We start from the raw sequence: 22,013 nt of genomic DNA on the forward strand, positions 1-22,013 counted from the left end.
ACAGACGTGTGCCGGGGCGCCCTTGCCAGTCCGTCCCGGCACACGCCTACGCTCCCGCCTCAGAGCCGGTTGAGCCCCACGACGTGCAGCACCGCGCGGCCCTCCTCGTCGGAGGCGGCCAGGTCGACCTGCGCGTCGATGCCCCAGTCACCGTCGCCCGCGGGGTCCTTGACGGTCTGGCGGACCTTCCACAGCCCGCTCTCCTCCTCGATGCGCAGCAGCGCGGGCCCCCGCGCGTCGGCGCCGGTGAGGATCTCCTCGTGGTCGTCGTAGTAGGCGTCGAGCGCCGCGCCCCAATCGACGTCGGGGGCCAGCTCCTCCAGCTCCTCCTCCTTCTCCAGGGCGCAGAGCTCGATCAGCCGGAACATCGCGTTGCGCACCAGCACCCGGAAGGCCCGCGGGTTGGCGGTGACCGGGCGGACCTTGGCCTCCAGCTGCTCCTGCCGCTCCAGTGCCTCCTCGGGGTTGGCCAGCTTCTCCCACTCGTCGATCAGGGAGGAGTCGACCTGCCGCACCAGCTCGCCGAGCCATTCGATCAGGTCGACCAGGTCCTCGGTCTTCAGATGTTCGGGCACCGTGCGCGACAGCGTGCGGTAGGCGTCGGCCAGGTAGCGCAGCACCGTGCCCTCGGACCGGGCCAGCTCGTAGAACTGGATGTAGTCGCCGAACGTCATCGCCCGCTCGTACATGTCACGCACCACGGACTTGGGGCTGACCGTGTAGTCGCCCACCCACGGATGCCCCCGCCGGTAGGTCTCGTAGGCGCCGAGGAGCAGGTCGTCGAGCGGCATTGGGTACATCACCTCGGCCAGCGCCTCCATGCGCTCTTCGTACTCGATGCCGTCGGCCTTCATCTGCGCCACGGCCTCGCCCCTGGCCTTCTTCAGCTGGGCCGACAGGATCTGGCGCGGATCGTCGAGGATGGACTCGACGATCGACACCATGTCGAGCGCGTAGCCTGGCGCCTCGCGGTCGAGCAGCTCGAACGCGGCCAGCGCGAACGTCGACAGCGCCTGGTTGAGCGCGAAGTCCTCCTGCAGCTCGATGGTGAGCCTGGCCCGCCTGCCCTGCTCGTCGGGCTCCTTGAGCTGCTCCACGATGCCGCCGGCGAGCAGCGACCGGTAGATGGCGATGGCCTGGCTGATGTGCCGCCGCTGCCACTTGCGGTCCTCGTGGTTGTCGGTCAGCAGGTGCTTCATCGCCTGGAAGCAGTCGCCCGGCCGGTTGATCACCGCGAGCAGCATCGCGTTGCTCACCTTGAACCGGGAGTTGAGCGGCTCCGGCTCGGCGGTCTGCAGCTTCTCGAACGTGTCCTCGCTCCAGCCGACGAACCCCTCCGGCGGCTTCTTGCGGGCGTAGCCCCGGCGCCGCTTGGGGTCGTCGCCGATCTTGGCGAGTGCCTTGGCGTTCTCGATGTCGTGCTCGGGCGCCTGGCAGGCCACGTAGCCGATCGTGTCGAAGCCGGCCCGCCCGGCGCGGCCCGCGATCTGGTGGAACTCGCGGGCCCGCAGGCGGCGCACCTTGTTGCCGTCGTACTTGGACAGCGCGGTGAACAGGACCGTGCGGATCGGCACGTTGACGCCGACGCCGAGCGTGTCGGTGCCGCAGATGACCTTGAGCAGCCCGGCCTGGGCCAGCCGCTCCACCAGCCGCCGGTATTTCGGCAGCATCCCGGCGTGGTGCACGCCGATGCCGTGGCGCACCAGCCGCGACAGGGCCCGGCCGAAGCGGGTGGTGAACCGGAAACCGCCGATCATCGCGGCGATCGCCTCTTTCTCGGCCTTCGTCGACATGTTGATCGACATCAGCGCCTGGGCCCGCTCCATCGCGGCGGCCTGCGTGAAGTGCACCACGTAGACCGGCGCCTGGCCGGTGCTGAGCATCTCCTCCAGCGACTCGTGCAGCGGGGTCATCCGGTAGGAGTAGATCAACGGGACGGGCCGTTCGGCGTGCTTGACCACCGCCGTCGGCCGCCCGGTGCGCCGGGTCAGGTCGCGTTCGAACATCGAGACGTCGCCGAGCGTCGCCGACATCAGCACGAACTGCGCCCGGGGCAGCTCCAGCAGCGGAACCTGCCAGGCCCAGCCCCGGTCGGGCTCGGCGTAGAAGTGGAACTCGTCCATCACCACCTGGCCGATGTCGGCGGCGGCGCCGTCGCGCAGTGCCACGTTGGCCAGGATTTCGGCGGTGCAGCAGATGATCGGCGCGCCCGGGTTGACGCTCGCGTCGCCGGTCATCATGCCGACGTTGTCGGTGCCGAACAGCGCGCACAGGTCGAAGAACTTCTCCGACACCAGCGCCTTGATCGGCGCGGTGTAGAAGGTGCGGAGGTCGCGGGTCAGCGCGGCGAAGTGGGCGCCGGCGGCGACCAGGCTCTTGCCTGATCCGGTGGGGGTCGCCAGGATCACGTTGCTCCCGGAGACGACCTCGATCAGGGCCTCCTCCTGGGCGGGATAGAGCGTGAGCCCCCGTTCGGAGTTCCAGGCGACGAAGGCGTCGAAGATGGCGTCGGGCTCGGCGTCGATCTCTTCGGGCAGGCGGTCTACGAGAAGGCTCACCCCTCTATCCTGCCGAAGTCCGCGCCATGGTCGGACCGGCCGGCCCGAACGCCCCGCTCAGCTCTGGGCGCGCGGCCCCGTGATGAGCAGGCCGCCGAGGATGGCCAGGATCGCCAGGAACGGGGCGCCGCCGGGCGCGAACCCCGCCACGGTCAGCGTGAGCAGCCCGCCGCCGACCAGCGCGGCCGAGGTGAGCGCCCCACGCCAGGTCGCCTCCCCGTACGGCAGCGCGGGCGGCTCCTCGAAGCGCCGGAACCAGCTCAGCAGCGGCCACATGACCAGGCACAGCGCCCCGAGCCAGAGCGGCCATCCGGCGAACCAGCCGAGGCCGCCGGGAGCCGGGGTGTCCAGTCCGAGGCCCACCACGACCACCCCCGTGACGGCGAACAGGGCGGGCATGTGCCACAGGTAGGCGGTCATGACGCGCGGCCCGGCCCAGGCGAGCAGGCGGCCGACCGGCAACCGCGCGAGCCACGGCCGCAGGGTCACGGCCAGCCCGATCTGCCCGAACGCCACGGCCAGCATGGCCAGCGTCGGCGGGGCCATGTTCGACACCTCGGCGCCGGGCAGGCCGATCATGCTGCCCGGGTACGGCCCGGCCCACACCACCAGCGCCGCGGCCCCGAACCCGCCGGCGGCCAGCGCCCACGGCCGGCTCAGCCGCCCGTCGGCGTACCGGAAACCGAGCTGGTGCACCGCGAGCCAGACGAACACGATGTTGAGGTAGCCCAGCGCGTCCAGGCCCGTCGAGAAGCGCAGCAGGTCGGTCAGCGCCGCGCCGGCGGTGAGGACCACGGGAACCCACACGCCGTGCCTGCGGTGCAGCCCCAGCAGCCAGGGGGTGGCGACGACGGCGATCAGGTAGACGGCGAGGAACCACAGCAACTGGCCGGTCAGCCGCGCCCCCACGTCCAGCGGCTGCTCGGGCACGCCGAGCGCGGCCAGCACCTGGGGGAGCGGGATCCAGACCGCGGCCAGCGGCAGCAGCGGCCAGGCCAGCCGGCGCAGCCGGGCGAACAGCCACCGCGGCGCGTCGTGCGCGGCGCGGCCGAGGCTGATCGCGTTGGCCGCGCCGCCCGCGAAGAACACCAGCGGCATCACCTGGCTGATCCACGTGACCGCCCACACGCCCGGCGTGGCCAGCGCGTTGCCCGTGCTGAGCCGGGCGCCGTCGAAGGACAGGACCGGGATCGTCCAGTGCTGCAGCACCACGAGCGCGATGGCGAACACCCGCAGGAGGTCGAGGAACGGGTCCCTGGCGGCCGGTCGCGCAGGCGCCGGGCGGTCCGGTGCGACGGCGCCCGCGCGGGGGAGCGGACGGTCGAGCAGGACGGTCATGGGGGGCCTCGATTCCTCGTCAACGGGTCATCCAAGGCTCCCGCCGGACCCGGCCCCGCACATTGCCGCGAGCCACCCTGTCCGGGTCGAGATCACACCCCCGCGCCAGGTAGGGCTGGCCCTACCACCGGACGCCCGCACACCGGATCGCCGCCGGATGGCGGGAGTCATAGCGTGTAGGCCATGCGCTCCCTGAAGAGGCGTGTCCTGCTGGACACGCGCTACACGCTCGTCGGCTTCCCCACGGCCGTCATCGCCTTCGTGCTCCTGGTGGCCGGGTTCGCCGCGGGGGTCGGCACGGTGGTCGTCTGGGTCGGGGTGCCGATCCTGGTCGGCACCCTCATGGTCGCTCGCGGTTTCGCCGACGCGGAGCGAGCCTGGCTGGCCGACGTGCTGGAGCGCCCGCCCGTGCGCCCCCGCTACAAGCCCGCTCCCGCGGGGGCCGGCCGCTTCCGCAGGCTGGTCAACCCGCTGACCAGTGGGCAGTCATGGCTCGACCTGCTGCACGGCCTGCTGAACTTCCCGATCTCGATCGTCTCGTTCGTGGTCACCGTGGTCTTCTGGGCGCTGCCGCTGGCCGGCCTGACCTACCCGATCTACGGCATCGTCACCTCCCGCATCCCGGGCAACATGGAGCTGCCCCAGCTCCTCGGCTTCGGTGCGGGCTACTGGACCAACGTGCTGTTCTACCTGAGCCTCGGGCTGCTGAGCGCGCTGCTCCTGCCGTTCCTGGTGCGCGGGTCCGCGCTGCTGCGGGCGGGTCTCGGCCGGGCGCTGCTGACCGGCGTCGCCGAGCTGCACGAGCGCATCGACGACCTGGCCGAGGGCCGGGCCGCCGCGGTCTCGGCCGAGGCCAACGCGCTGCGCAAGCTGGAACGCGACATCCACGACGGCCCGCAGCAGCGCCTCGTCTCGCTCGCCATGGAGCTGTCCAGGGCGCAGCGTCAGATGAACAAGGACCCCCAGGCCGCCCAGGCCACGATCGACTCGGCCATCACGGCCACCCGGGAGACGCTCGACGAGCTGCGCGCCCTGTCGCGCGGCATCGCGCCGCCCATCCTGTCGGACCGCGGGCTCGCTCCCGCCCTCGCCGCGCTGGCCGGCCGCTGCACCGTCTCCGTCGACCTCGACGTGCAGGTCTCCGAGCGCTACCAGGCCAGTGTGGAGAACGCCGTCTACTACGTGGTCGCCGAGACGCTGACGAACGTTGCCAAGCACAGCCGCGCCACCGTCTGCACCGTCCAGCTGACCCGGGCCGCCGGCGTCCTCATGCTGACGATCGGGGATGATGGGGTCGGCGGCGCACACGTCGCCAAGGGACACGGTCTCGCCGGGCTCGCCGACCGGCTCCGCGCGGTCGACGGGGAGCTCACGGTCCGGTCGCCGGACGGCGGGCCGACAGTGATCGTGGCGGAGGTGCCGTGCGCGTAGTCGTGGCCGATGACGCCGTTCTGATCAGGGAGGGCCTGGTCAGGCTGCTCGAAGAGTTCGGCTGCGAGGTGGTGGCCGCCGTCGGCGACGGCGACGGCCTCGTCTCGGCCGTGGCCGAGCACCGGCCGGACGTGTCGGTGGTGGACGTGCGGATGCCGCCGTCGTTCACCGACGAGGGGCTCCGGGCGGCGGTCGAGGCCCGCAGCCGGGTGCCGGGCGCGCCCGTGCTCATCCTGTCGCAGTACGTCGAGGTCTCCTACGCCGACGACCTGCTGGCCGACGCCAGGGGCGCGGTGGGCTACCTGCTGAAGGACCGGGTGGTCGACGTCGACGAGTTCCTGGAGGGGCTGCGGCGGGTCGCCGCGGGCGGGACCGTGTTCGATCCGCAGGTGGTGTCGCAGTTGATGGTGCGCAGGCGCAGGGACGATCCGCTGGCCCAGCTGACCCCGCGCGAGCGGGAGGTGCTGGGGCTGATGGCCGAGGGCAGGTCCAACCCGGCCATCGGCAGGCAGCTGGTGATCAGCGACGGGGCGGTGGAGAAGCACATCAGGAGCATCTTCAGCAAGCTCGGCCTGTACGCCGACGACAGCGACCAGCACCGCAGGGTCCTCGCCGTGCTGACCTACCTGCGGTCCTGACGCCCTTTGCGGAACGGTCCGGGCGGTCCGGCCCGGAACGCCGGCCGGTCCGCGCGGTCGGTTCCGCGCGGACCCGGCCGCCCGGTGTCAGCCGAGCGCGTCGACCAGCTTCTTGCGCTGCTGGGCGCCCAGGCCCCCGAGACGGCGCTTCTCGTCGACGCCCGCCTCCTCCATCAGCGCGGTGGCCTTGGCGGGGCCGACGCCCTTGACCGCGCGCAGGGCCTGCGAAACCTTGATCTTCTTGGCGATGTCGTCATCGCGCTCCAGCAGCTGGGCGAAGGACAGCTCGCCTGCCTTGACCTTGGCCAGCAGGGCGGTGCGGGCCGCGCGCGCCTCGGCGGCCTTCTCCAGAGCCGCCTTGCGCTGCTCGGGGGTGAGCGTGGGAAGTGCCATCTCGGATCTCTCCTCGGGGATTGACGTTCGGGGTTTCCTGTTACCCGTCGTGCAGGGGCTAATCATGGCGGATACCCGCCATTCCCCGTGCGGAAAGTCACCGCTCAGCGGGTGTGCCAGACCGAGGCGGCCGCTTCGGCGCATGCCACGTCCTGCGCGATGGTGCCTCCGCTGACCCCTACGCCGCCCATCACCCGTTCGCCCTCACCGTAGTCCGCCCACAGCGGGACACCGCCCCCGAAACAGACGAAACGATCACCGGCCAGGCCGTAGAGCTCGCCTCCCGGGCGGGCCAGCTCCGCCAGGTCGGCGGTGGGCCTGCCGTGGGCCACCGAGGTGTAGGCCTTGCCCGGGGCCAGCACCGGCCCGGCGAGCCGCGCCCCCTCCATACGCTGGAACGTCACCAGATGGCCGCCCGCGTCGACCACCGCCACGGAGATCAGCGCGCCTTCGCGTGCCGCCTGCTTCAACGCCGCCTCGCACACGCGTAGCGCCAGTTCAAGGTCCACGTGTTCTCTTCCCCTCAGGAACCTGCCGCCGCACCCATCGTCCGCCTCCATCCGTACCGCCGGGCGGGCGGCTCCGCAAGATCGTGTACGGTGCCGCGCGCCGGCGACCTGTGGGTGCTTTCCGCCCTCCCGCGTGGTATCCATCACATTCCGAATTCCGGGCGTGTCGCAGGGGTTTCTCAGGTGTGCAGCCGGCGCCAGGCCTCGACGCCCCGGACGGTGAGGAAGTCGTCGAAGACCGACTCCATGGCCCCGATCAGGGGACCGCGCCAGCCGAGGGCGGAGGCGGCCAGCCGGGGCGGCCGCTCCCGGCGGATCGTCATGAGACCGGTCTCGAACGGCTCCACGAGCGCGGGCAGGGCCCGCTCGTACAGGTCGGCGCCGAGCCCCGACAGCGTCACCACCTCCGGGTCGTGCGCGTTCGTCAGAGCGGCGATGCCCCGGCCGAGCGCCTGGGCGCAGGCGCGCACCGCCCGCGCCTCCGCGCTCGCGGCGGCGGCCGTGGCGGCTCGGGCGAGGATCTGTTCGGCCCGCGCGCGGCCCCTCCCGCCGCCGTAGGCGAGCCCGAGGTGACGCAGCAGGGCGTTGGCCCCCACGTCCATCCCCCAGCAGCCGTGCGCCCCGCACATGCACGGCGCGTTCCCGCCGGTGAGCGGCATGTGCCCGAACTCGGCGCCCATCCCGCCCGCGCCGCCCAGCGGCCGGCCGTCCACCACCAGCACCCCGCCGACGTCGAAGTCGACGTGCAGGTGCAGCCCCACGCGGGCGTCGCGCAGCAGGCCCCGGCGAGCCTCGGCCAGCCCCGCGAACGCCGTGTCGTTGCCCACCCTCGGCACCGTGGCGCCGAGTCCGAGCAGGGCGGGGACGTCGACCGAGCGCCAGCGCAGATGCGCCACGTCGACCAGCCCTCCGGCGCGCACCGGGCCCGCCACGGCCACGCCCACGCCGACCACCCGGTGGCCGAGCCGTGCCAGGTGGCCCCGGAGCGCCTCGCCCAGCGGGCCGAGCGCATGGGCCGGGGTGCCGTCGTGGCCGGCGGAGCCGAGGGGCGTCGGATGGCCGCCCAGCTCGCAGGCGGCGACCTCCCAGCCGTCCTCGCGCAGGTCGACGGCCAGCGCGAGCGGGCCGTCCGGGTGCGGGCCCGGCACCTGGGTGGGGCGGCCCCGGCCGTGCTCGGGCGCGGGCGCCTCGTGCGCCAGCCGGTCGCCGGCCAGCTCGGCGGCCAGCACCGACGCGGTGCCCCTCGCCAGGCCGAGGTCGCGGGTCAGCTGCGAGCGGGTGCGCGTGGCGCCGCAGTCGTGCACGGCGCGCAGCAGCCGGACCCGGTTGTGCGCGCGCAGCTCGACGCTGGTCGTCGCCCCGCTCATTGTGTACGCCTCATGCGACTCATTATGCTCTAGCCATGAACATAAGTCTCGCGGACGCCCGGCGCGCCCGTATCGGGGTGTTCGGCTACTTCTTCCTGGCGGGGTTCGTGATGGGGTTGTGGGCCTCGGGCCTCCCCTCGCTCGAGGAGCGGCTGGACCTGGGCGCCGGCAGGCTCGGCAGCGTGCTGCTGCTGATCTCGGCCGGCGCGCTGGTGTCGATGCTGGTGGCCGGGCCGCTGGTGGACAGATGGTCGAGCAGGGTCGTGTGCTGGGTCGGCGGCCCCCTGTCGGCCGTGGTGCTGCTCGGCCCCGCGCTCGCGCCGTCGTACCCGGCGCTGGCGGGCCTGGCGGTGGTCTTCGGCCTCGGGCTGGGCGTGACCGAAGTCGCCATGAACGCCCACTCCGTCGAGGTCGAACGCGCCTATGCGCGGCCGATCATCTCGGCCTTCCACGGCACGTGGAGCCTCGGCGGCGCGGCGGGCGGCGCGCTGACCGCCGTCGTGCTGCGCGCCGACCTGGACGCGCAGACGCTGCTCATCGCGGCCGCGATCGTGGTGCCGTTCCTGTACGTGCCGCTGGCTCTGCTGTTGCTGCCCGCGCCGCCCGCGCATCCCGAGCCGGGAAAGGACGCCGCCGGTGGGGGCACGGGAGGCGGCCTGCGCTGGGGGCTGATCGCGCTGCTCGGGGTGGCCGCGTTCGCCGGGCACCTGAGCGAGGGGGCGGCCATCGACTGGGCCGCCCTGCACGCCCGCTGGGTCCTCGACACCGACGCCGCCGCCGCGCCGCTCGCCTACACGATCTTCGCCGTGGCCATGACGGCCATCCGGCTGCTCGGCGACCCCATCCGGGCCCGGCTCGGCTCCGTCAACACGATCCGGCTCGCCGGCATCATCGCCACCTGCGGATACGGCCTCGTGCTGGCCGCGCCGCTGACCGGCGCCTCGCTGCGCGTGGTCTGCGCCTGGACCGGCTGGGCGCTGGCCGGCGTCGGGCTGGCCACGGTGGTGCCGGTCATCTTCAGCGCCGTCGGCGCGGCCGGCGGGCGCGTCGGCCGGGCGCTGTCCCTGGTGACCGCGTTCGGCTACAGCGGGCTGCTGGTCGGGCCCGCGCTGCTCGGCTACATCGCGGAGGCGTCGTCGCTTCCCGTCGCCCTGATCGTGCCCGGCGTCCTCGCCGCCGTAGTCGCCCTCACGGGCGTCCCGGCCATCCGCGCCCTGCCGGTCGCCTCTTCGGCGGCCGGGGAGTCCGAACCGGCCGAGGCGTCCGCCCGCGAGTGACCCGGGCGTCCAGGCGGCCTCACGGGATGTCAGGCGGGGACGTGGTTGCGCAGGGCCAGGTCCGCCGGGTACGGCGCGAAGTAGCTCTGGTCGAGGACGTAACCGCTGTCCTCGCAGCGGGCGTGGTGGCGCAGGAGCGTCGCGGGCACGCTCAGCGGCACCAGGCCCGCCTGGTAGGAGGCGATGACCTCCACCAGGTCGGCCCGCTGGACGGGATCGACGCCGATCATGCCGAGGCAGTGGTGAAGGACGTTGACGTTGCGGCCGACGCTGGCCTTCCTGGCCAGCGCCATGCGGAACACCCGGGCGTAGTCGGCGGCCAGCCGGTCACGCGACCAGACGCCCGCCTGGGCGACCACCCGCCCGGCGAGGCGGTAGGTCGCCGGATCGTGGGCGAGGATCTGCATCTTGTGCCGGGTGTGGAAGGCGACCAGGTCGCGCGGGCGCCAGTCGCCGGTCAGCAGCTCGCGCAGCCGGGCGTGGGCGAAGATCCGTTCCACGAACGTCTCGCGGAGCAGCGCGTCGTGCAGCCGCCCCTCGTCCTCGACCGGCAGCAGCGGGTCGGCCGAGATGACGACCCCGGCGTAGACGCCCCGGCCGCGCCGGTCGGCCGGAGGGCCGGACTCCCGGTGCACGGGGATGCCGTGGACGCCGCAGCTCGGGCTCTTGGCCTTGAACACGTACCCGTCCACGTCGAGCGCGGCGGCCCGGGCGCGGGCCAGGGCGGTCATCCGGTCGGTGAGGTCCACGCGGGTCTTGCGGGTCATGAGGCGCGGCCCGTCGCCGGAGCTCTCCAGGCGGAGCGTCTCGCGCGGGGTGCCGAGCCCGGCCTCCATCTCCGGGCAGATCGGCACCCAGTCGACGTGCGGGTCGAGGGCGCCGGTCAGGAACCGGTCGCGGCTGTGGCCGCCGTTGAACCGTACCGGCTCGCCGAGCAGGCAACCCGAGACGGCCACCCTGGGCCTGGCCATGGCGGGGAGCGCGTTCATCGCCGCCTCCTCTGGATAGATAAGTTCGTCAAAACTTATTCATATCTGGAGGGAGGCGGGAGGGCAACCAAGGGCGGGGAGATCGTCGGGCGCGGCGTCCCGGCCGGTCACACCCGCGCGGCCGGCTCGCCGGGACGCGGCTCGGCCGCGGCCGCGGCTGCGGCCAGGTTGCGGGACATCCGGCCGAAGATCAGCTCGTGGAAGGGCGAGATCGTCCACCAGTAGAGATGCCCCAGTAGCCCGCGCGGATGGAAGATCGCCCGCTGGTGGTAGACGGTGCGGCCGTCCTCGCGCGACACGCTCAGCTCCAGCCAGGCCAGACCGGGCAGCCGCATCTCGGCCCGCAGCCGCAGCAGGTGGCCGCGCTCGACCTCCTCCACCCGCCAGAAGTCGAGCGCGTCGCCCGCCCTGAGCCGCGCCGGATCGCGGCGGCCCCGGCGCAGCCCCACTCCGCCGAGGGCGCGGTCGATCGCTCCGCGCAGGTGCCAGGCGACGGGCAGGGAGTACCAGCCGTTCTCGCCGCCGATGCCCTCGATCATCCGCCAGAGCGTGGCCGGGTCGGCGTCGACCACCTGGGTGCGCCGGTCGACGTAGAGGCTGCCGCCCGTCCAGTGGGGGTCGGTGGGCAGCGGGTCGCTGGGTGCGCCCGGGGTGGAGGCCGAGGTCCAGCGCGTCGCCACGTCGGCCTCCTTGATCTTCTTCAGCGCCAGCTCCACGGCCCGAGGGAAGCCGGTCAGGCCCTCCGGCGGGTCGGGGACGTAGCGGGCGATGTCGTGTTCGAGGCACACGGTCTCGTTGCGCAGCGACTCCACCAGCGGGCGGGCGATGCCGGCCGGCACCGGCGTGACCAGGCCCACCCAGTGGGCGGACAGCCACGGGCTGAGCAGCGGCACCGGAATGATCAGCCGCGGCGGCAGGCCGGCCACGGCGGCGTACCAGCGCATCATGTCGGCGTAGGTCAGCACGTCGGGGCCGCCGATGTCGAAGGCGCGGTCGACGCGGTCCGGCACGGACGCCCAGGCGACCAGGTAGCGCAGCACGTCGCGCACCGCGATGGGCTGCGTCCGGGTCCGCACCCAGCGCGGCGTCGTCATCACCGGCAGCCGCTCGGTCAGGTAGCGCAGCATCTCGAAGGAGGCCGACCCGGACCCGATGATCACCGCGGCCCGCAGCACCACGGCCGGGACTCCGGAGGCCTGCAGCGTGTCGGCCACCTCGGCGCGCGAGCGCATGTGCGGCGACAGGGCCTCGCCGGAGGCGAGCCCGCCCAGGTAGACGATCCTGCGCACGCCGGCCGCCCGCGCCGCCTCGGCGAACACGCCGGCCGCCTGCCGGTCGGCCGCGGCGAAGTCCCGGCGCGCGCCCATGGTGTGGATCAGGTAGTAGGCCACCTCGATCCCGTCCAGCGCCCGCCGGGTCGCCTCCGGGTCGAGCGCGTCGGCCTCGGCCGGCTCGACGCGCTCGGACCACGGCAGGTCGCGCAGCTTGCGGGTGGTGCGCACCATGCACCGCACCTGATGACCGGCGGCCAGCAGCTCGGGGGCCAGCCGCCCGCCGATGTAGCCGGTCGCTCCCGTGACAAGACATCGGGCCATCGTTGGACCACCTCCTCACCGACACCTACCCTGACCTGGCGTTATGCGATCGTGACTTGACCTCGTGGTCGGCTGCCGGTTTCATGTCCGAAACACGGTAAACGTTTACAGCAACGCGCTGGAAACGTTTACATCCACAGGAGGACAGCTTTGGGCCAGGGACCCACGATCACCACGATCGCCGCGCGCGCGGGCGTCTCCATCGCGTCGGTCTCACGGGTGCTCAACGGACTGCCGACCCGGCAGGAGACCGAGCGCAAGGTGCTGGCCGCGGCCGAGGAGCTCGGCTACGTGCGCAACGCCGTGGCCAGATCGCTCAAGTCGCGCCGCACCCACCAGGTCGCGTTCGCCATGGCCGACGTCGGCAACCCGGCCTACCTGGCCATGCTGCGGGAGATCCAGCCGGTGCTCAAGGCGGCCGGCTACCGGCTCGTGCTGCACTCCACCGACGCCGTCGTGGCCGACGAGATCGAGGTGCTGCACAGCCTCGGCGAGAGATACGTGGACGGGCTCATCATGGTGCCGCTGCGGGTCACGGAGGCGCACCTGGCGATGCTCGCCTCCGCCCGCGCCCCGGTGGTGATCATCGGTTCGGTGCCCGAGGGCACGCCCGTCGACAACGTGCGCGCCGACTCGCGCACCGGTGTCCGGCTCGCCCTCGACCACCTGCACGCGCTCGGCCGCCGCCGCATCGGACTGGTCAACGGCCCGCTCGACACCGTGCCGGGCGCGGCCCGCGGCGCCGCCTACCGGGAGGCGCTCGGCGCGCTCGGCCTGCCGTACGACGAGGAACTGGTGGAGATCGGAGACTTCTACCGAGCGGAGGGGGGCCGCGCGGTGGCGACGCTGCTCGACCGGGTGCCCGACCTCGACGCGCTGATGTGCGCCAACGACCTGATCGCGCTGGGCGCGCTCGACGTGCTGCGCGCCGCCGGCCGGCGGGTGCCGCGGGACGTGGCGGTGGTCGGCATGGACGACACCGACCTCGCCGCCGCCTCCTGGCCGTCGCTCAGCAGTGTCTCCCTGGGCTCCGCCGAACGTGGCCGAGCCGCGGCCGAGCTGCTCCTCGACCGGTTGCGGCACGGCGAGCGCGAGCCCCGCCTGGTCACGGTGCCGCCCCACCTCGTGGTGCGCGCCTCCACCGGCCGGGCGGGCGCGGAGGAGCCGCGGGAGGACGCCTCGTGACGGCGACCGTGACGCGGCCCGCGCCGCCCAGGCGGCAGGCCGGGCGCGGCGGCGGCTCGCGGCAGAGCCGCGAGATGTGGATGCTCATGCTGCCCGCCCTCGTGCCGGTCCTGCTGTTCAGCGTCGGCCCCCTCCTGTACGGCATCGGCCTGGCGTTCACCGATGCGGAGGCCGGCCGCAACCACGTCACGAGCTTCGTCGGCCTGGCCAACTTCGGCGACCTGCTGGCCGACGACGAGTTCTGGTCGTCGATCAGGATCGGCCTGATCTGGGCCGTGTCCGTGACCGTGCTGCAGTTTCTCGCCTCGCTGGGCCTGGCGCTGCTGCTCAACCAGAGGCTGTGGTTCCGGGGTCTGGCCCGGGTGCTGGCCGTGGTGCCGTGGGCGATGCCGCCCGTGGTCATCGGCCTGATGTGGCGCCTGGTCTACCACCCCGACGCGGGCATCCTGAACAGCACGCTCGGCACCGACGTCAACTGGCTCGCCGACTTCACCTGGGCCCTGCCCGCCGTCATCGTCATGGGCGTCTGGAGCGGCATGCCGCAGACCACGGTCGTGCTGCTGGCCGGCCTGCAGGGCGTGCCCAGGGAGCTGTACGAGGCGGTCGAGGTCGACGGCGCGGGCACCTGGCGCAGGTTCTGGAACATCACCCTGCCCCAGCTGCGCCCCATCATCGTCACCATCACCTCGCTCGACTTCGTGTGGAACGTCAACCAGTTCAGCCTCGTCTACGTGCTCACCCAGGGCGGGCCCGGCGGCCGGACCCGGCTGCCCATGCTCTTCGCCTACGAGGAGGCGTTCCGCTACGGCTTCTTCGGCTACGCGGCGACCCTCGGACTGACCATCGTGATCGTCGTGCTCGCCCTGCTCGGGTTCTATCTGTGGCGGCAGCTGCGGGAGGTTTCGTGAGAAGGGTCCCGCAGTACGCCGCGCTGCTGGCGTACCTCGTCTTCCTGGCGTTCCCGCTGGTCTGGCTGCTGTCCACGGCGCTGAAGACGCCGCAGGAGATGGCCGCCCTCGACCCTGCCTGGATCCCGCGCGACCCCACACTGGCCAACTTCGGCGACGCGTTCGGCGAGCAGGACCTCGTGGGCGCGGGCGCCCGCAGCCTGGTCGTGGCCCTGGCAAGCTCGCTGCTGACGGTCGCCGTGGCGTTGCCGGCGGCCTACGCGCTGGCCCGCTACCGAGGGCTGCTCAAGCAGGTCACGCTCGGCTGGGTGCTGGTCAGCCAGGTCTTCCCGTTCATCCTGATCATCATCCCGCTGTTCATGGTGCTGCGGCGGCTCGACCTGGTGAACACGCTGACCGGGCTCGTGGTGGTGCACGTGACGTTCACGCTGCCGTTCGCGCTGTGGATGCTGCAGGGCTACGTGCGGTCGGTGCCGCGCGAGCTGGAGGAGGCCGCGGCCGTCGACGGCGCGGGCCGGATCCGCTCGATCGTCAGCGTCGTCGCGCCGCTCCTGGCGCCCGGAGTGGTGGCCACACTGCTGTTCTCGTTCATCTCGTCCTGGAACGAGTTCCTCTTCGCACTCGTGGTCCTCAAGGACCCCGAGGTGATGACACTTCCGCTCACGCTGGTGAGGTTCACCGGCCCCGAGGGGGTGTCCAGGCTCGGCCCGCTCGCCGCGGCGTCGCTCATGGCGACGATCCCGAGCCTGATCTTCTTCGCGATCATCCAGCGACGGCTGAGGTCCGGTCTGATGGCCGGCGCTGTCAAGGGCTAGGAGGCTCTCATGCGTTTGAAGTCCGCGTTGGCGGCTGCCGCGATCGTGGCGCTGACCGCCGCGTGCGGTGGGGGAGGTGCGGAGCAGGAGCCCTCCTCGGGCGAGCCGATCAAGCTCGACTTCCTCAGCCTCGCCTGGCAGAAGGAGTCGGTGGAGGCCAACAAGCAACTCGTCGAGGAGTGGAACAAGGCCAACCCCGGCATCCAGGTCACCTACGTCCAGGGCAGCTGGGACACCGTCAACGACCAGCTCGTCACGTCGTTCGAGGGCGGCGACGCGCCGGACGTCATCCACGACGACTCGCCCGCCCTGTCGGGGTTCGCCGCCAAGGGCTACCTGCTGGACCTGAAGGACAAGGTGCCCGCCGAGCTGAAGAGCGACATCCCGCAGCCCGCCTGGGACACCGTCACCTTCGGCGACGGCAAGGGCGGCGAGGGGGTGTTCGGCGTGCCGTTCCTGCAGGAGTCGCACGTCATCATCGCCAACAAGAAGCTGCTCGACGCGGCCAAGGTGCGCATCCCCACCTCCGGTGAGCCGTGGACGTGGGACGAGTTCGCCGACATCAGCAAGAAGCTCACCAAGGGCGACACGTACGGCGTGGCCTGGCCGATGAAGTCGCCGGTCAACAAGACGCTCAACCTGGCGCTCAACTTCGGCGGCACGTTCTTCCAGACCACCGGCGGCAAGACCACGGTCAAGGTCGGCGCGGAGGAGAAGGAGGTCCTCCAGCGCATCCACGACCAGCTCTACAAGGACAAGTCGGCCGACACGGCGGCGCTCGGCATGGGCACCGCCGACCCGCTGCCCGGCTTCTTCGCCGACAAGTACGCGATGCTGCCGGTCGGCGTCTTCCTGCGGCAGCAGGTCGCCGAGCAGGCGCCCGACGGCTTCGAGTGGGTGACGCTCCCGCCGCTCAAGGGCGTCAGCGCCGAGCAGGGCGCGGTCTCGCAGACCCTGTCGGTCGCCGCTGACAGCAAGCATCCGGACGAGGCCGTCACGTTCATCTCGTTCTTCCTGAACGGCCCCAACCAGGCCAAGCTCGCCAGGGGTGACTGGCTGCTGCCCACCTCGGTCAAGGCCGCCTCCGACCCGGTCCTCACCACCGAGGAGAACGGCTGGGACGTGGCCACCGCCTCGGGCAAGAACCTCGTGGTGGCGCCGTTCCTCAAGGTGAACGGGTTCGACGAGTGGAAGAGCAAGGTGGCGACGCCGGTGCTGCAGGAGTTCTACGCCAACAAGATCACCATCGACGAGGCGGCCAAGAGGCTCGTCGACGACGGCAACAAGGTGCTGGAGCGGTACCAGCGGTGACCTTTCGCGACAGAGCCCGGGGGTGTCTGCTCGGCCTGGCGGCCGGAGACGCCCTCGGGGCGCCGGCGGAGAACCTCTCTCCGGCCGAGATCCGCCGGCGGTGGGGACGGCTCACCGAGATCGAGGGCGGGGGCACCGACGACACCGAGTACGCCGTCTTCGCCGCCTCGCTGCTGGTGCGGCACGGGCACGCGCTGACCTCGGCCGACGTGGCCGCCGCCTACCGGGCGGAGATCGTCCCCCTGGTGACGGGGCCGATGCGCGGGGCCGGCTTCTCCGAGCTCGGCACGGTCGAGGCGCTGCGCCGGGGGCTGGAGCCGCCGCTGACCGGGCGGGCGCACCTGCACGGTTGGTCGGACGGCCTGGCCATGCGCGCCGCGCCGTACGGCGTGTTCTGCCCCGGCGACCCGGCTGAGGCGGCGCGGCTGGTCGAGCAGGACGGTCTGGTGAGCCAGTCGGGCGAGGGCGTGCTCGGCGGTCGCGCGGTCGCGGGGGCCGTGGCCGCCGCCATGTCCGGGGCCTCACCACGGGAGACGGTACGCGCCGCGCTGTCGGTGCTGCCGGCCGACTCCTGGACCGCCCGGAACATCACCCGGGTGTGCGAGGTGCTCGACCGGTCGCCCACGTCCGGCTCCGGTGAGGCGCCGGCCCGCGCGCCGGGGGCGCAGGACGCGCTGGTCGAGGCGTTGCACGCGGCCGTCGTGGTCAGGCACTACCCCTGGACGGACCTGGCTCCCGAGGCGGTGGCGCTGGCGCTGGCCGCCTACCTGGTGGGTGAGGGCGACGTGGAGGCGTCCGTGACGTTCGGCGTCGGGCTGGGGCGGGACGCCGACACCATCGGCGCCATCGCGGGCGCCGTCGCCGGAGCGGGCCAGGGCGAGCGCGGCGTGCCCGAGCGGTGGGCCCGGCGGATCGGCCCCGCGACCGGGAAGTGCCTGCCCGTGGTGGCGGGCAGGCACGTGCTCGACGTCGCCGACGAGCTGGCCGCCCTCCTGCCGGCCGGCCCGGCGGCACCGGTGGATCCGGCGGACTTGGGCGGGCTCGGGGCCTTGGCGGACGAAACGGCCGATGGGCCGGGGGGAGGGCGGTAGAGCGCATGTCGGGGGACAGGATCAGGGGCGCCTTTCTCGGGCTGGCCGTGGGCGACGCGGCCGGCTGGCCCGCCGCCAGGCACCGGGCGGCCCTGCACGCGCCGTGGAGCAGGCGGCTGCACCGCGAGCTCGACGCGTTCGCCGAGGAGCACCGGGTCACCACGCTGCCGGTGCCGTTCGCGCTCAACCAGCCGGTCGCGCCGCTGGCCGTCGGCCCGTCCGACGACGCCGAATGGCTCGCCTGGACGCTGCTCACCGTCGACGAGCCGCGCGCCGCGGCGTTCCGCGCGCTCGGCCCGGACATCCGGGCCCGCATCTCGGTCGCGACCGCGATCGGCAACCTGGCCCGGGGCGTCGAGCCGCCCGCCAGCGGCCACGACAACCCGCACCACTTCGACGACGCCGCGGCCGTCAGGGCGGTCGCCTTCGGCGCGCTCGGCCGCGACCCCGCCGAGGACGCCCAGGTCACCAACGCCGGTGACGGGCTGCTCGGGGCGCGAGCCATGGCGCTGGCCGTGGCCGAGGCGGTCGCGTCGGGATCGGCGGCCGAGGCCGTCCGGGCGGCGCTGACCGTACTGCCCGGCGACACCGCCATCGGCCACAACGCGCGGCTCGCGCTGGAGGTGGCCCGCGCGGCGGGCGATCCGTTCGCCGCCGTGCCCGCGCTCGACGCGGCCCTGCTCGACCACGTCTACAGCTACGCGGTGGGCGCGGCGCAGACGGTGCCCGTCGCGCTGGCGCTGGCCGAGGTGTCGGGCGGCGCGCTCGACCGGGCGGTGCCGGCCGCCGCGTGCCTGGCCGCGCTGGCCGACTCGGCCCCCGCTCTCACCGGAGCGCTGGCCGGCGCGTGTGGCGGGCTCGCCTCGATCCCGGAGGGGTGGATCGCGTCGGCCCGTTCGCTGGCCGGCTGCTGCGTGCCGGCGCTGGCGGGGAAGGATCTGATGGAACTCACGGAGGAATTCGCATGACGCCGCTTGAAGACCAGCCTGCCGACCTGCTCGCGAGCAAGGCCACAGGTTGCGTGGCGGGGGCGGCGGTCGGTGACGCGCTGGGCGGCGCGACCGAGGGCTGGACTCCCGAACAGATCGTGAAGAGGTACGGCGGCCCGGTGCAGGGCATCGTGCCCCCGTACAACGAGGACTGGCGCAACGCCCGGCCCATCGCGCCCTATCACAAGGGCGACGGCCACATCACCGACGACACCCTGATGACGCACGCGCTGATCCGTGTCTACGAGAAGGTCCAGGGGCACCTCGGGGCCTACGCGATGGCCGACCACCTGGTGCCGGAGCTGATGGGGGAGCGGCGGTGGATCCCCGAGCTGGAGACCGAGGCGCTGCCGCTGCACCGGATCTTCCTGGCCGAGAAGTGGATCGTGGCCCGGCTGCACTACGGCCATGTGGACCCCCGCGAGGCCGGCGTCGGAAATATCGTGAACTGCGGCGCGGCGATGTACATGGCGCCCGTCGGCGTCGTGAACGCCGCCGACCCCGACGCCGCCTACGCCGAGGCGGTCGACCTGGCCGGCGCCCACCAGTCGAGCTACGGCAGGGAGGCGGCCGGGGTGATGGCCGCCGCCGTCGCCGAGGCCATGCGGCCGGGCGCGAGCGTCGACTCGGTGGTCGCGACCTGCCTGCGGCTGGCCAAGGACGGCACCCGGGCCGCCATCGACGCCGTCTGCGAGACCGCGCGCGGCCTCGGCCACTGGGACGGCTCGTTCGCGGCGCTCCGGGCGGCCGTCCGGCCCTACGACACGGTCGCCGACACCTACCGCGACCAGGGCCTCGGTGCTCGCCGGCCGAGCCGCGTGCACAGCATCGAGGAGCTGCCGCTGGCGCTCGCCTTCCTTGTCGTGGCCAAGGGCGACTTCCGGGAGACGGTGCTCGGCGGCGTCAACTACGGCCGCGACGCCGACTCGATCGCCTCCATGGGCGGCGCCATCGCGGGCGCGCTCGGCGGGCTCGCCGCCGTTCCCGCCGCGTGGCTGGAAGAGGTCGCCGAGGCCAGTCGCATCGACCTGCTGGCGCCCGGCCGCGCCATCGCCCAGGTGGCCCGCCGCGTCCACGCCGACGACCGCGCCCGCCGCCACGTCCACGAGTCCGCCTTCGCCACCCTCCTCACGGACGGCCCCCGATGAGGCTCGCTTCGGGCGCGATGCCCGCTCCGCGTTCGGCGGTGGTCGTGTCGCGATCCGTGGTGCCCGGGTCGGGTACGGCGGTGGTCGTGTCGCGATCCGTGGTGCTTCGTCCCGGTACGACGGGGCGCGCGTGATCCGGCTCACCTGGGTGCAGCCCGAGGACCTGGTCGGGCACGAGCTGCGGCAGGCCGCCGAGGACGGCAGGGACGTGCGCGACGTCACCGCCCGATGGCACGCGGCCGGCGGGCACGACGCCCCGCCGCGCGCCGGCGCCTCCGAGCCCGGCGCGGCGAGGCTGCGGCCGCTGGCCGAGCGGCTGCTCGACGAGCTGGCCGCGATCCCGTCGCCGCTCGACGAGCCGACCGACCTGGCGGCCATCATCGCCGCCACCCCGGCCTGGCCCGCGGCCCGCGACCGGGTGCCGGGCGGGCGGCGGCCCGACCTGGACCGGGTTCCGGGCGGGCGGCGGATCGACCCCGCGCGGGTGCTGGGGGCCTGGCAGGGCAGGGTCGCGGGGTGCGTTCTGGGCAAGCCGGTGGAGAAGATCCCGCGCGAGGGGATCAGGGCGATCGCCGAGGCGACCGGCAACTGGCCCATCCGGGGCTGGTTCACCGCCAGGGGCCTGCCGCCGGAGGTCGCCGAACGGTGGCCGTGGAACCGGCGCAGCGCCGTCAACTCGCTGGCCGAGAACATCGACGGCATCCCCGAGGACGACGACCTCAACTACCCGCTGCTCGCCCTGACGGTCCTCGAGCGCCACGGCCGCGCCTTCACCACCGACGACGTGGCCAGGCTGTGGCTCGACGAGCTGCCCGCGGGCCGTACGTTCACCGCGGAGCGCGTCGCGTACCGCAATCTGCTGGCCGGTGTGGAGCCCCCGGAGACGGCCACGCTCCGCAACCCGTTCCGCGAGTGGATCGGCGCGATGATCAGGACCGACGTGTACGGCTGGGTCAACCCGGGCGAGCCCGCCACCGCGGCCGAGTACGCGTGGCGCGACGCCCGGCTCACGCACACGGCGAACGGCGTGTACGGCGCGATGTTCGCCGCCGCCATGTGCGCGCAGTCGCTCGTCGCGACCTCGGCCGAGGAGGTGGTGAACGCCGGGCTGTCGGTCGTCCCGCCGGGCTCGCGGCTGCACCGGGCCGTACGGCAGGCGGTCGAGGACGCCGCGCGGGAGAGCGACTTCGAGACAGTGGTCGACCGGCTGCACGAGCGGCACGGCGGCCTGCACTGGGTGCACACGGTCAACAACGCCGCGCTCGTCGCCGCCGCCCTGGTCCACGGCGAGGGTGACGTGACCGCGACCATCGCCGGGGCGGTCGCCGGCGGGTGGGACACCGACTCGGCCGGCGCGACGGCGGGCTCGCTCGCCGGGGCGCTGAACGGCGGGGTGCCCCGGCGGTGGCGCACCCGTGACAGCCTGGCGACCAGCCTGACCGGTTTCGACGGCATCGGCCTGGCGGAGCTGGCCCGCCGCACGCAGGAGATGATGGGCGCATGATCTCGGTCTTCGGCAGTGCCAACATGGACCTGGTCGCGTACGCGTCGCGGGCTCCCCGGCGGGGTGAGACGGTCACCGGCCGGATGTTCCGCACCGTGCCCGGCGGCAAGGGCGCCAACCAGGCGATCGCCGCGGCCCGGGCGGGCGCGGAGGTGGCGTTCCTCGGCGCGGTGGGCGACGACGGCTTCGCCACCGAGCTGCGCGAGACGCTGGCCGTGGCCGGGGTGAACGTCGAGCGGCTATGGCGGGTGCCGGGGCCGAGCGGCATCGCGCACATCGTGGTCGACGACGAGGGCGGCAACTCGATCGTCGTGGTGCCCGGCGCGAACGGCGCCGTCACCGGCCCCGGCAAGGAGGACGAGGCAGTGATCGCGGCCTCGCGGGCGCTGCTGCTCCAGCTCGAACTCCCCATGCCGGCGGTGGTCGCCGCGGCGCGGGCGGCCAGGGACGCGGGCGTGCCCGCCATCCTCACACCCGCCCCGTCGCGGCCGCTGCCGGCCGAGCTGCTGGACGCGGTCGCGCTGATCGTGCCCAACGAGCACGAGGCCGCCGACCTCACCGGCGCGTCCTCTCCCGACGCGGCCCTGGACGCGCTGCTCGACCGGGTTCCCGAAGCGGTGATCACGCTCGGCGCCGAGGGCGCCCTGTACGGCTCGCGCTCGGGCGACCGGCTGCGGGTGCCCGCCGTGCGGGTGAAGGCGGTCGACACCACGGCGGCCGGTGACACGTTCGCCGGCGCGCTCGCGGTGGCCCGCGTGGAGGGCCGTCCGATGGCCGAGGCGCTGCGGTTCGCCTCGGCGGCGGCGGCGCTGTCCGTCCAGCGGGAGGGGGCCAGCACCTCGATGCCGTCGCGCGCCGACATCGAGGCGGCGTTCGCCCGCTGACGTGAGTCAGAGGCCGGCGGCGGTCCGGAGCGACTCGGCGCGGTCGGTGGACTCCCAGGAGAAGCCCTCGCGGCCGAAGTGGC

19 protein-coding genes are annotated in these 22,013 nt (G+C 73.4%); 12 read left to right on the forward strand and 7 right to left on the reverse strand.

Features of this window, described 5'->3' with window-relative positions:
* Positions 1 to 59: 59 nt before the first annotated feature.
* Both AC5L3X_RS35030 and AC5L3X_RS35035 read right to left on the reverse strand, forming a co-directional pair.
* The gene (locus AC5L3X_RS35030) at positions 60 to 2,558 is read right to left on the reverse strand and encodes a DEAD/DEAH box helicase (RefSeq protein ID WP_494862790.1); all 2,499 of its coding nucleotides are present in this window, start codon (positions 2,556 to 2,558) and stop codon (positions 60 to 62) included.
* 57 nt (positions 2,559 to 2,615) lie between these two features.
* On the reverse strand, positions 2,616 to 3,896 hold the full coding sequence (locus AC5L3X_RS35035) for an acyltransferase family protein (RefSeq protein WP_494862791.1): 1,281 nt from the start codon (positions 3,894 to 3,896) through the stop codon (positions 2,616 to 2,618).
* A 183-nt stretch (positions 3,897 to 4,079) separates the two neighbouring features.
* Between AC5L3X_RS35035 and AC5L3X_RS35040 the strand changes: the two genes are divergently transcribed.
* Positions 4,080 to 5,327 (forward strand): sensor histidine kinase, encoded by a 1,248-nt coding sequence (locus AC5L3X_RS35040; protein ID WP_494862792.1) that lies wholly within the window; start codon positions 4,080 to 4,082, stop codon positions 5,325 to 5,327.
* Positions 5,318 to 5,965: a response regulator transcription factor gene (locus tag AC5L3X_RS35045; RefSeq protein ID WP_189128225.1), complete on the forward strand. Its 648-nt coding sequence runs from the start codon at positions 5,318 to 5,320 to the stop codon at positions 5,963 to 5,965. The genes AC5L3X_RS35040 and AC5L3X_RS35045 overlap by 10 nt, the downstream gene beginning before the upstream one ends.
* 87 nt (positions 5,966 to 6,052) lie before the next feature.
* Here the strand turns inward: AC5L3X_RS35045 and mihF are convergent, their stop codons facing one another.
* The 3 genes from mihF to AC5L3X_RS35060 form a co-directional block, all read right to left on the reverse strand.
* A complete protein-coding gene (mihF, locus tag AC5L3X_RS35050) occupies positions 6,053 to 6,358 on the reverse strand; it encodes an integration host factor, actinobacterial type (protein ID WP_184962109.1) in 306 nt (101 codons plus the stop codon).
* Positions 6,359 to 6,462: 104 nt separating this feature from the next.
* On the reverse strand, positions 6,463 to 6,867 hold the full coding sequence (locus AC5L3X_RS35055) for a GlcG/HbpS family heme-binding protein (protein ID WP_189128224.1): 405 nt from the start codon (positions 6,865 to 6,867) through the stop codon (positions 6,463 to 6,465).
* Positions 6,868 to 7,046: 179 nt separating this feature from the next.
* The gene (locus AC5L3X_RS35060) at positions 7,047 to 8,234 is read right to left on the reverse strand and encodes an ROK family protein (RefSeq protein ID WP_494862793.1); all 1,188 of its coding nucleotides are present in this window, start codon (positions 8,232 to 8,234) and stop codon (positions 7,047 to 7,049) included.
* A gap of 35 nt (positions 8,235 to 8,269) precedes the next feature.
* Here AC5L3X_RS35060 and AC5L3X_RS35065 point away from each other — a divergent pair, with 35 nt between their 5' ends.
* On the forward strand, positions 8,270 to 9,511 hold the full coding sequence (locus AC5L3X_RS35065) for an MFS transporter (protein ID WP_494862794.1): 1,242 nt from the start codon (positions 8,270 to 8,272) through the stop codon (positions 9,509 to 9,511).
* 29 nt (positions 9,512 to 9,540) lie between these two features.
* Here the strand turns inward: AC5L3X_RS35065 and AC5L3X_RS35070 are convergent, their stop codons facing one another.
* Both AC5L3X_RS35070 and AC5L3X_RS35075 read right to left on the reverse strand, forming a co-directional pair.
* Positions 9,541 to 10,500 (reverse strand): YbgA family protein, encoded by a 960-nt coding sequence (locus AC5L3X_RS35070; RefSeq protein WP_494862795.1) that lies wholly within the window; start codon positions 10,498 to 10,500, stop codon positions 9,541 to 9,543.
* Between the two features lie 107 nt (positions 10,501 to 10,607).
* A complete protein-coding gene (locus AC5L3X_RS35075; protein WP_494862796.1) occupies positions 10,608 to 12,095 on the reverse strand; it encodes an SDR family oxidoreductase in 1,488 nt (495 codons plus the stop codon).
* Positions 12,096 to 12,245: 150 nt separating this feature from the next.
* Here AC5L3X_RS35075 and AC5L3X_RS35080 point away from each other — a divergent pair, with 150 nt between their 5' ends.
* From AC5L3X_RS35080 to rbsK, 9 genes are all read left to right on the forward strand, one after another.
* On the forward strand, positions 12,246 to 13,280 hold the full coding sequence (locus tag AC5L3X_RS35080; protein ID WP_494862797.1) for a LacI family DNA-binding transcriptional regulator: 1,035 nt from the start codon (positions 12,246 to 12,248) through the stop codon (positions 13,278 to 13,280).
* A complete protein-coding gene (locus AC5L3X_RS35085; RefSeq protein WP_494862798.1) occupies positions 13,277 to 14,188 on the forward strand; it encodes a carbohydrate ABC transporter permease in 912 nt (303 codons plus the stop codon). Before AC5L3X_RS35080 ends, AC5L3X_RS35085 begins: the two co-directional genes overlap by 4 nt.
* Positions 14,185 to 15,003: a carbohydrate ABC transporter permease gene (locus AC5L3X_RS35090; protein ID WP_189128218.1), complete on the forward strand. Its 819-nt coding sequence runs from the start codon at positions 14,185 to 14,187 to the stop codon at positions 15,001 to 15,003. Before AC5L3X_RS35085 ends, AC5L3X_RS35090 begins: the two co-directional genes overlap by 4 nt.
* 9 nt (positions 15,004 to 15,012) lie before the next feature.
* Positions 15,013 to 16,314 carry an ABC transporter substrate-binding protein gene (locus AC5L3X_RS35095; protein WP_494862799.1) on the forward strand — a complete coding sequence of 434 codons (1,302 nt, stop codon included), beginning with the start codon at positions 15,013 to 15,015 and terminating at the stop codon, positions 16,312 to 16,314.
* Entirely contained in the window at positions 16,311 to 17,405 is a 1,095-nt protein-coding gene (locus AC5L3X_RS35100; protein WP_494862801.1) for an ADP-ribosylglycohydrolase family protein, read from the forward strand. Before AC5L3X_RS35095 ends, AC5L3X_RS35100 begins: the two co-directional genes overlap by 4 nt.
* A 5-nt stretch (positions 17,406 to 17,410) precedes the next feature.
* Positions 17,411 to 18,373, forward strand: a complete 963-nt coding sequence (locus tag AC5L3X_RS35105) for an ADP-ribosylglycohydrolase family protein (RefSeq protein ID WP_494862803.1) — start codon at positions 17,411 to 17,413, stop codon at positions 18,371 to 18,373.
* Positions 18,370 to 19,542 carry an ADP-ribosylglycohydrolase family protein gene (locus AC5L3X_RS35110; protein WP_494862804.1) on the forward strand — a complete coding sequence of 391 codons (1,173 nt, stop codon included), beginning with the start codon at positions 18,370 to 18,372 and terminating at the stop codon, positions 19,540 to 19,542. The genes AC5L3X_RS35105 and AC5L3X_RS35110 overlap by 4 nt, the downstream gene beginning before the upstream one ends.
* A gap of 130 nt (positions 19,543 to 19,672) precedes the next feature.
* A complete protein-coding gene (locus tag AC5L3X_RS35115) occupies positions 19,673 to 21,046 on the forward strand; it encodes an ADP-ribosylglycohydrolase family protein (RefSeq protein WP_494862806.1) in 1,374 nt (457 codons plus the stop codon).
* Entirely contained in the window at positions 21,043 to 21,930 is an 888-nt protein-coding gene (gene rbsK, locus AC5L3X_RS35120) for a ribokinase (protein WP_494862808.1), read from the forward strand. Before AC5L3X_RS35115 ends, rbsK begins: the two co-directional genes overlap by 4 nt.
* Positions 21,931 to 22,013 lie beyond the last annotated feature (83 nt).

The organism is Nonomuraea sp. CX421 (assembly GCF_059358955.1).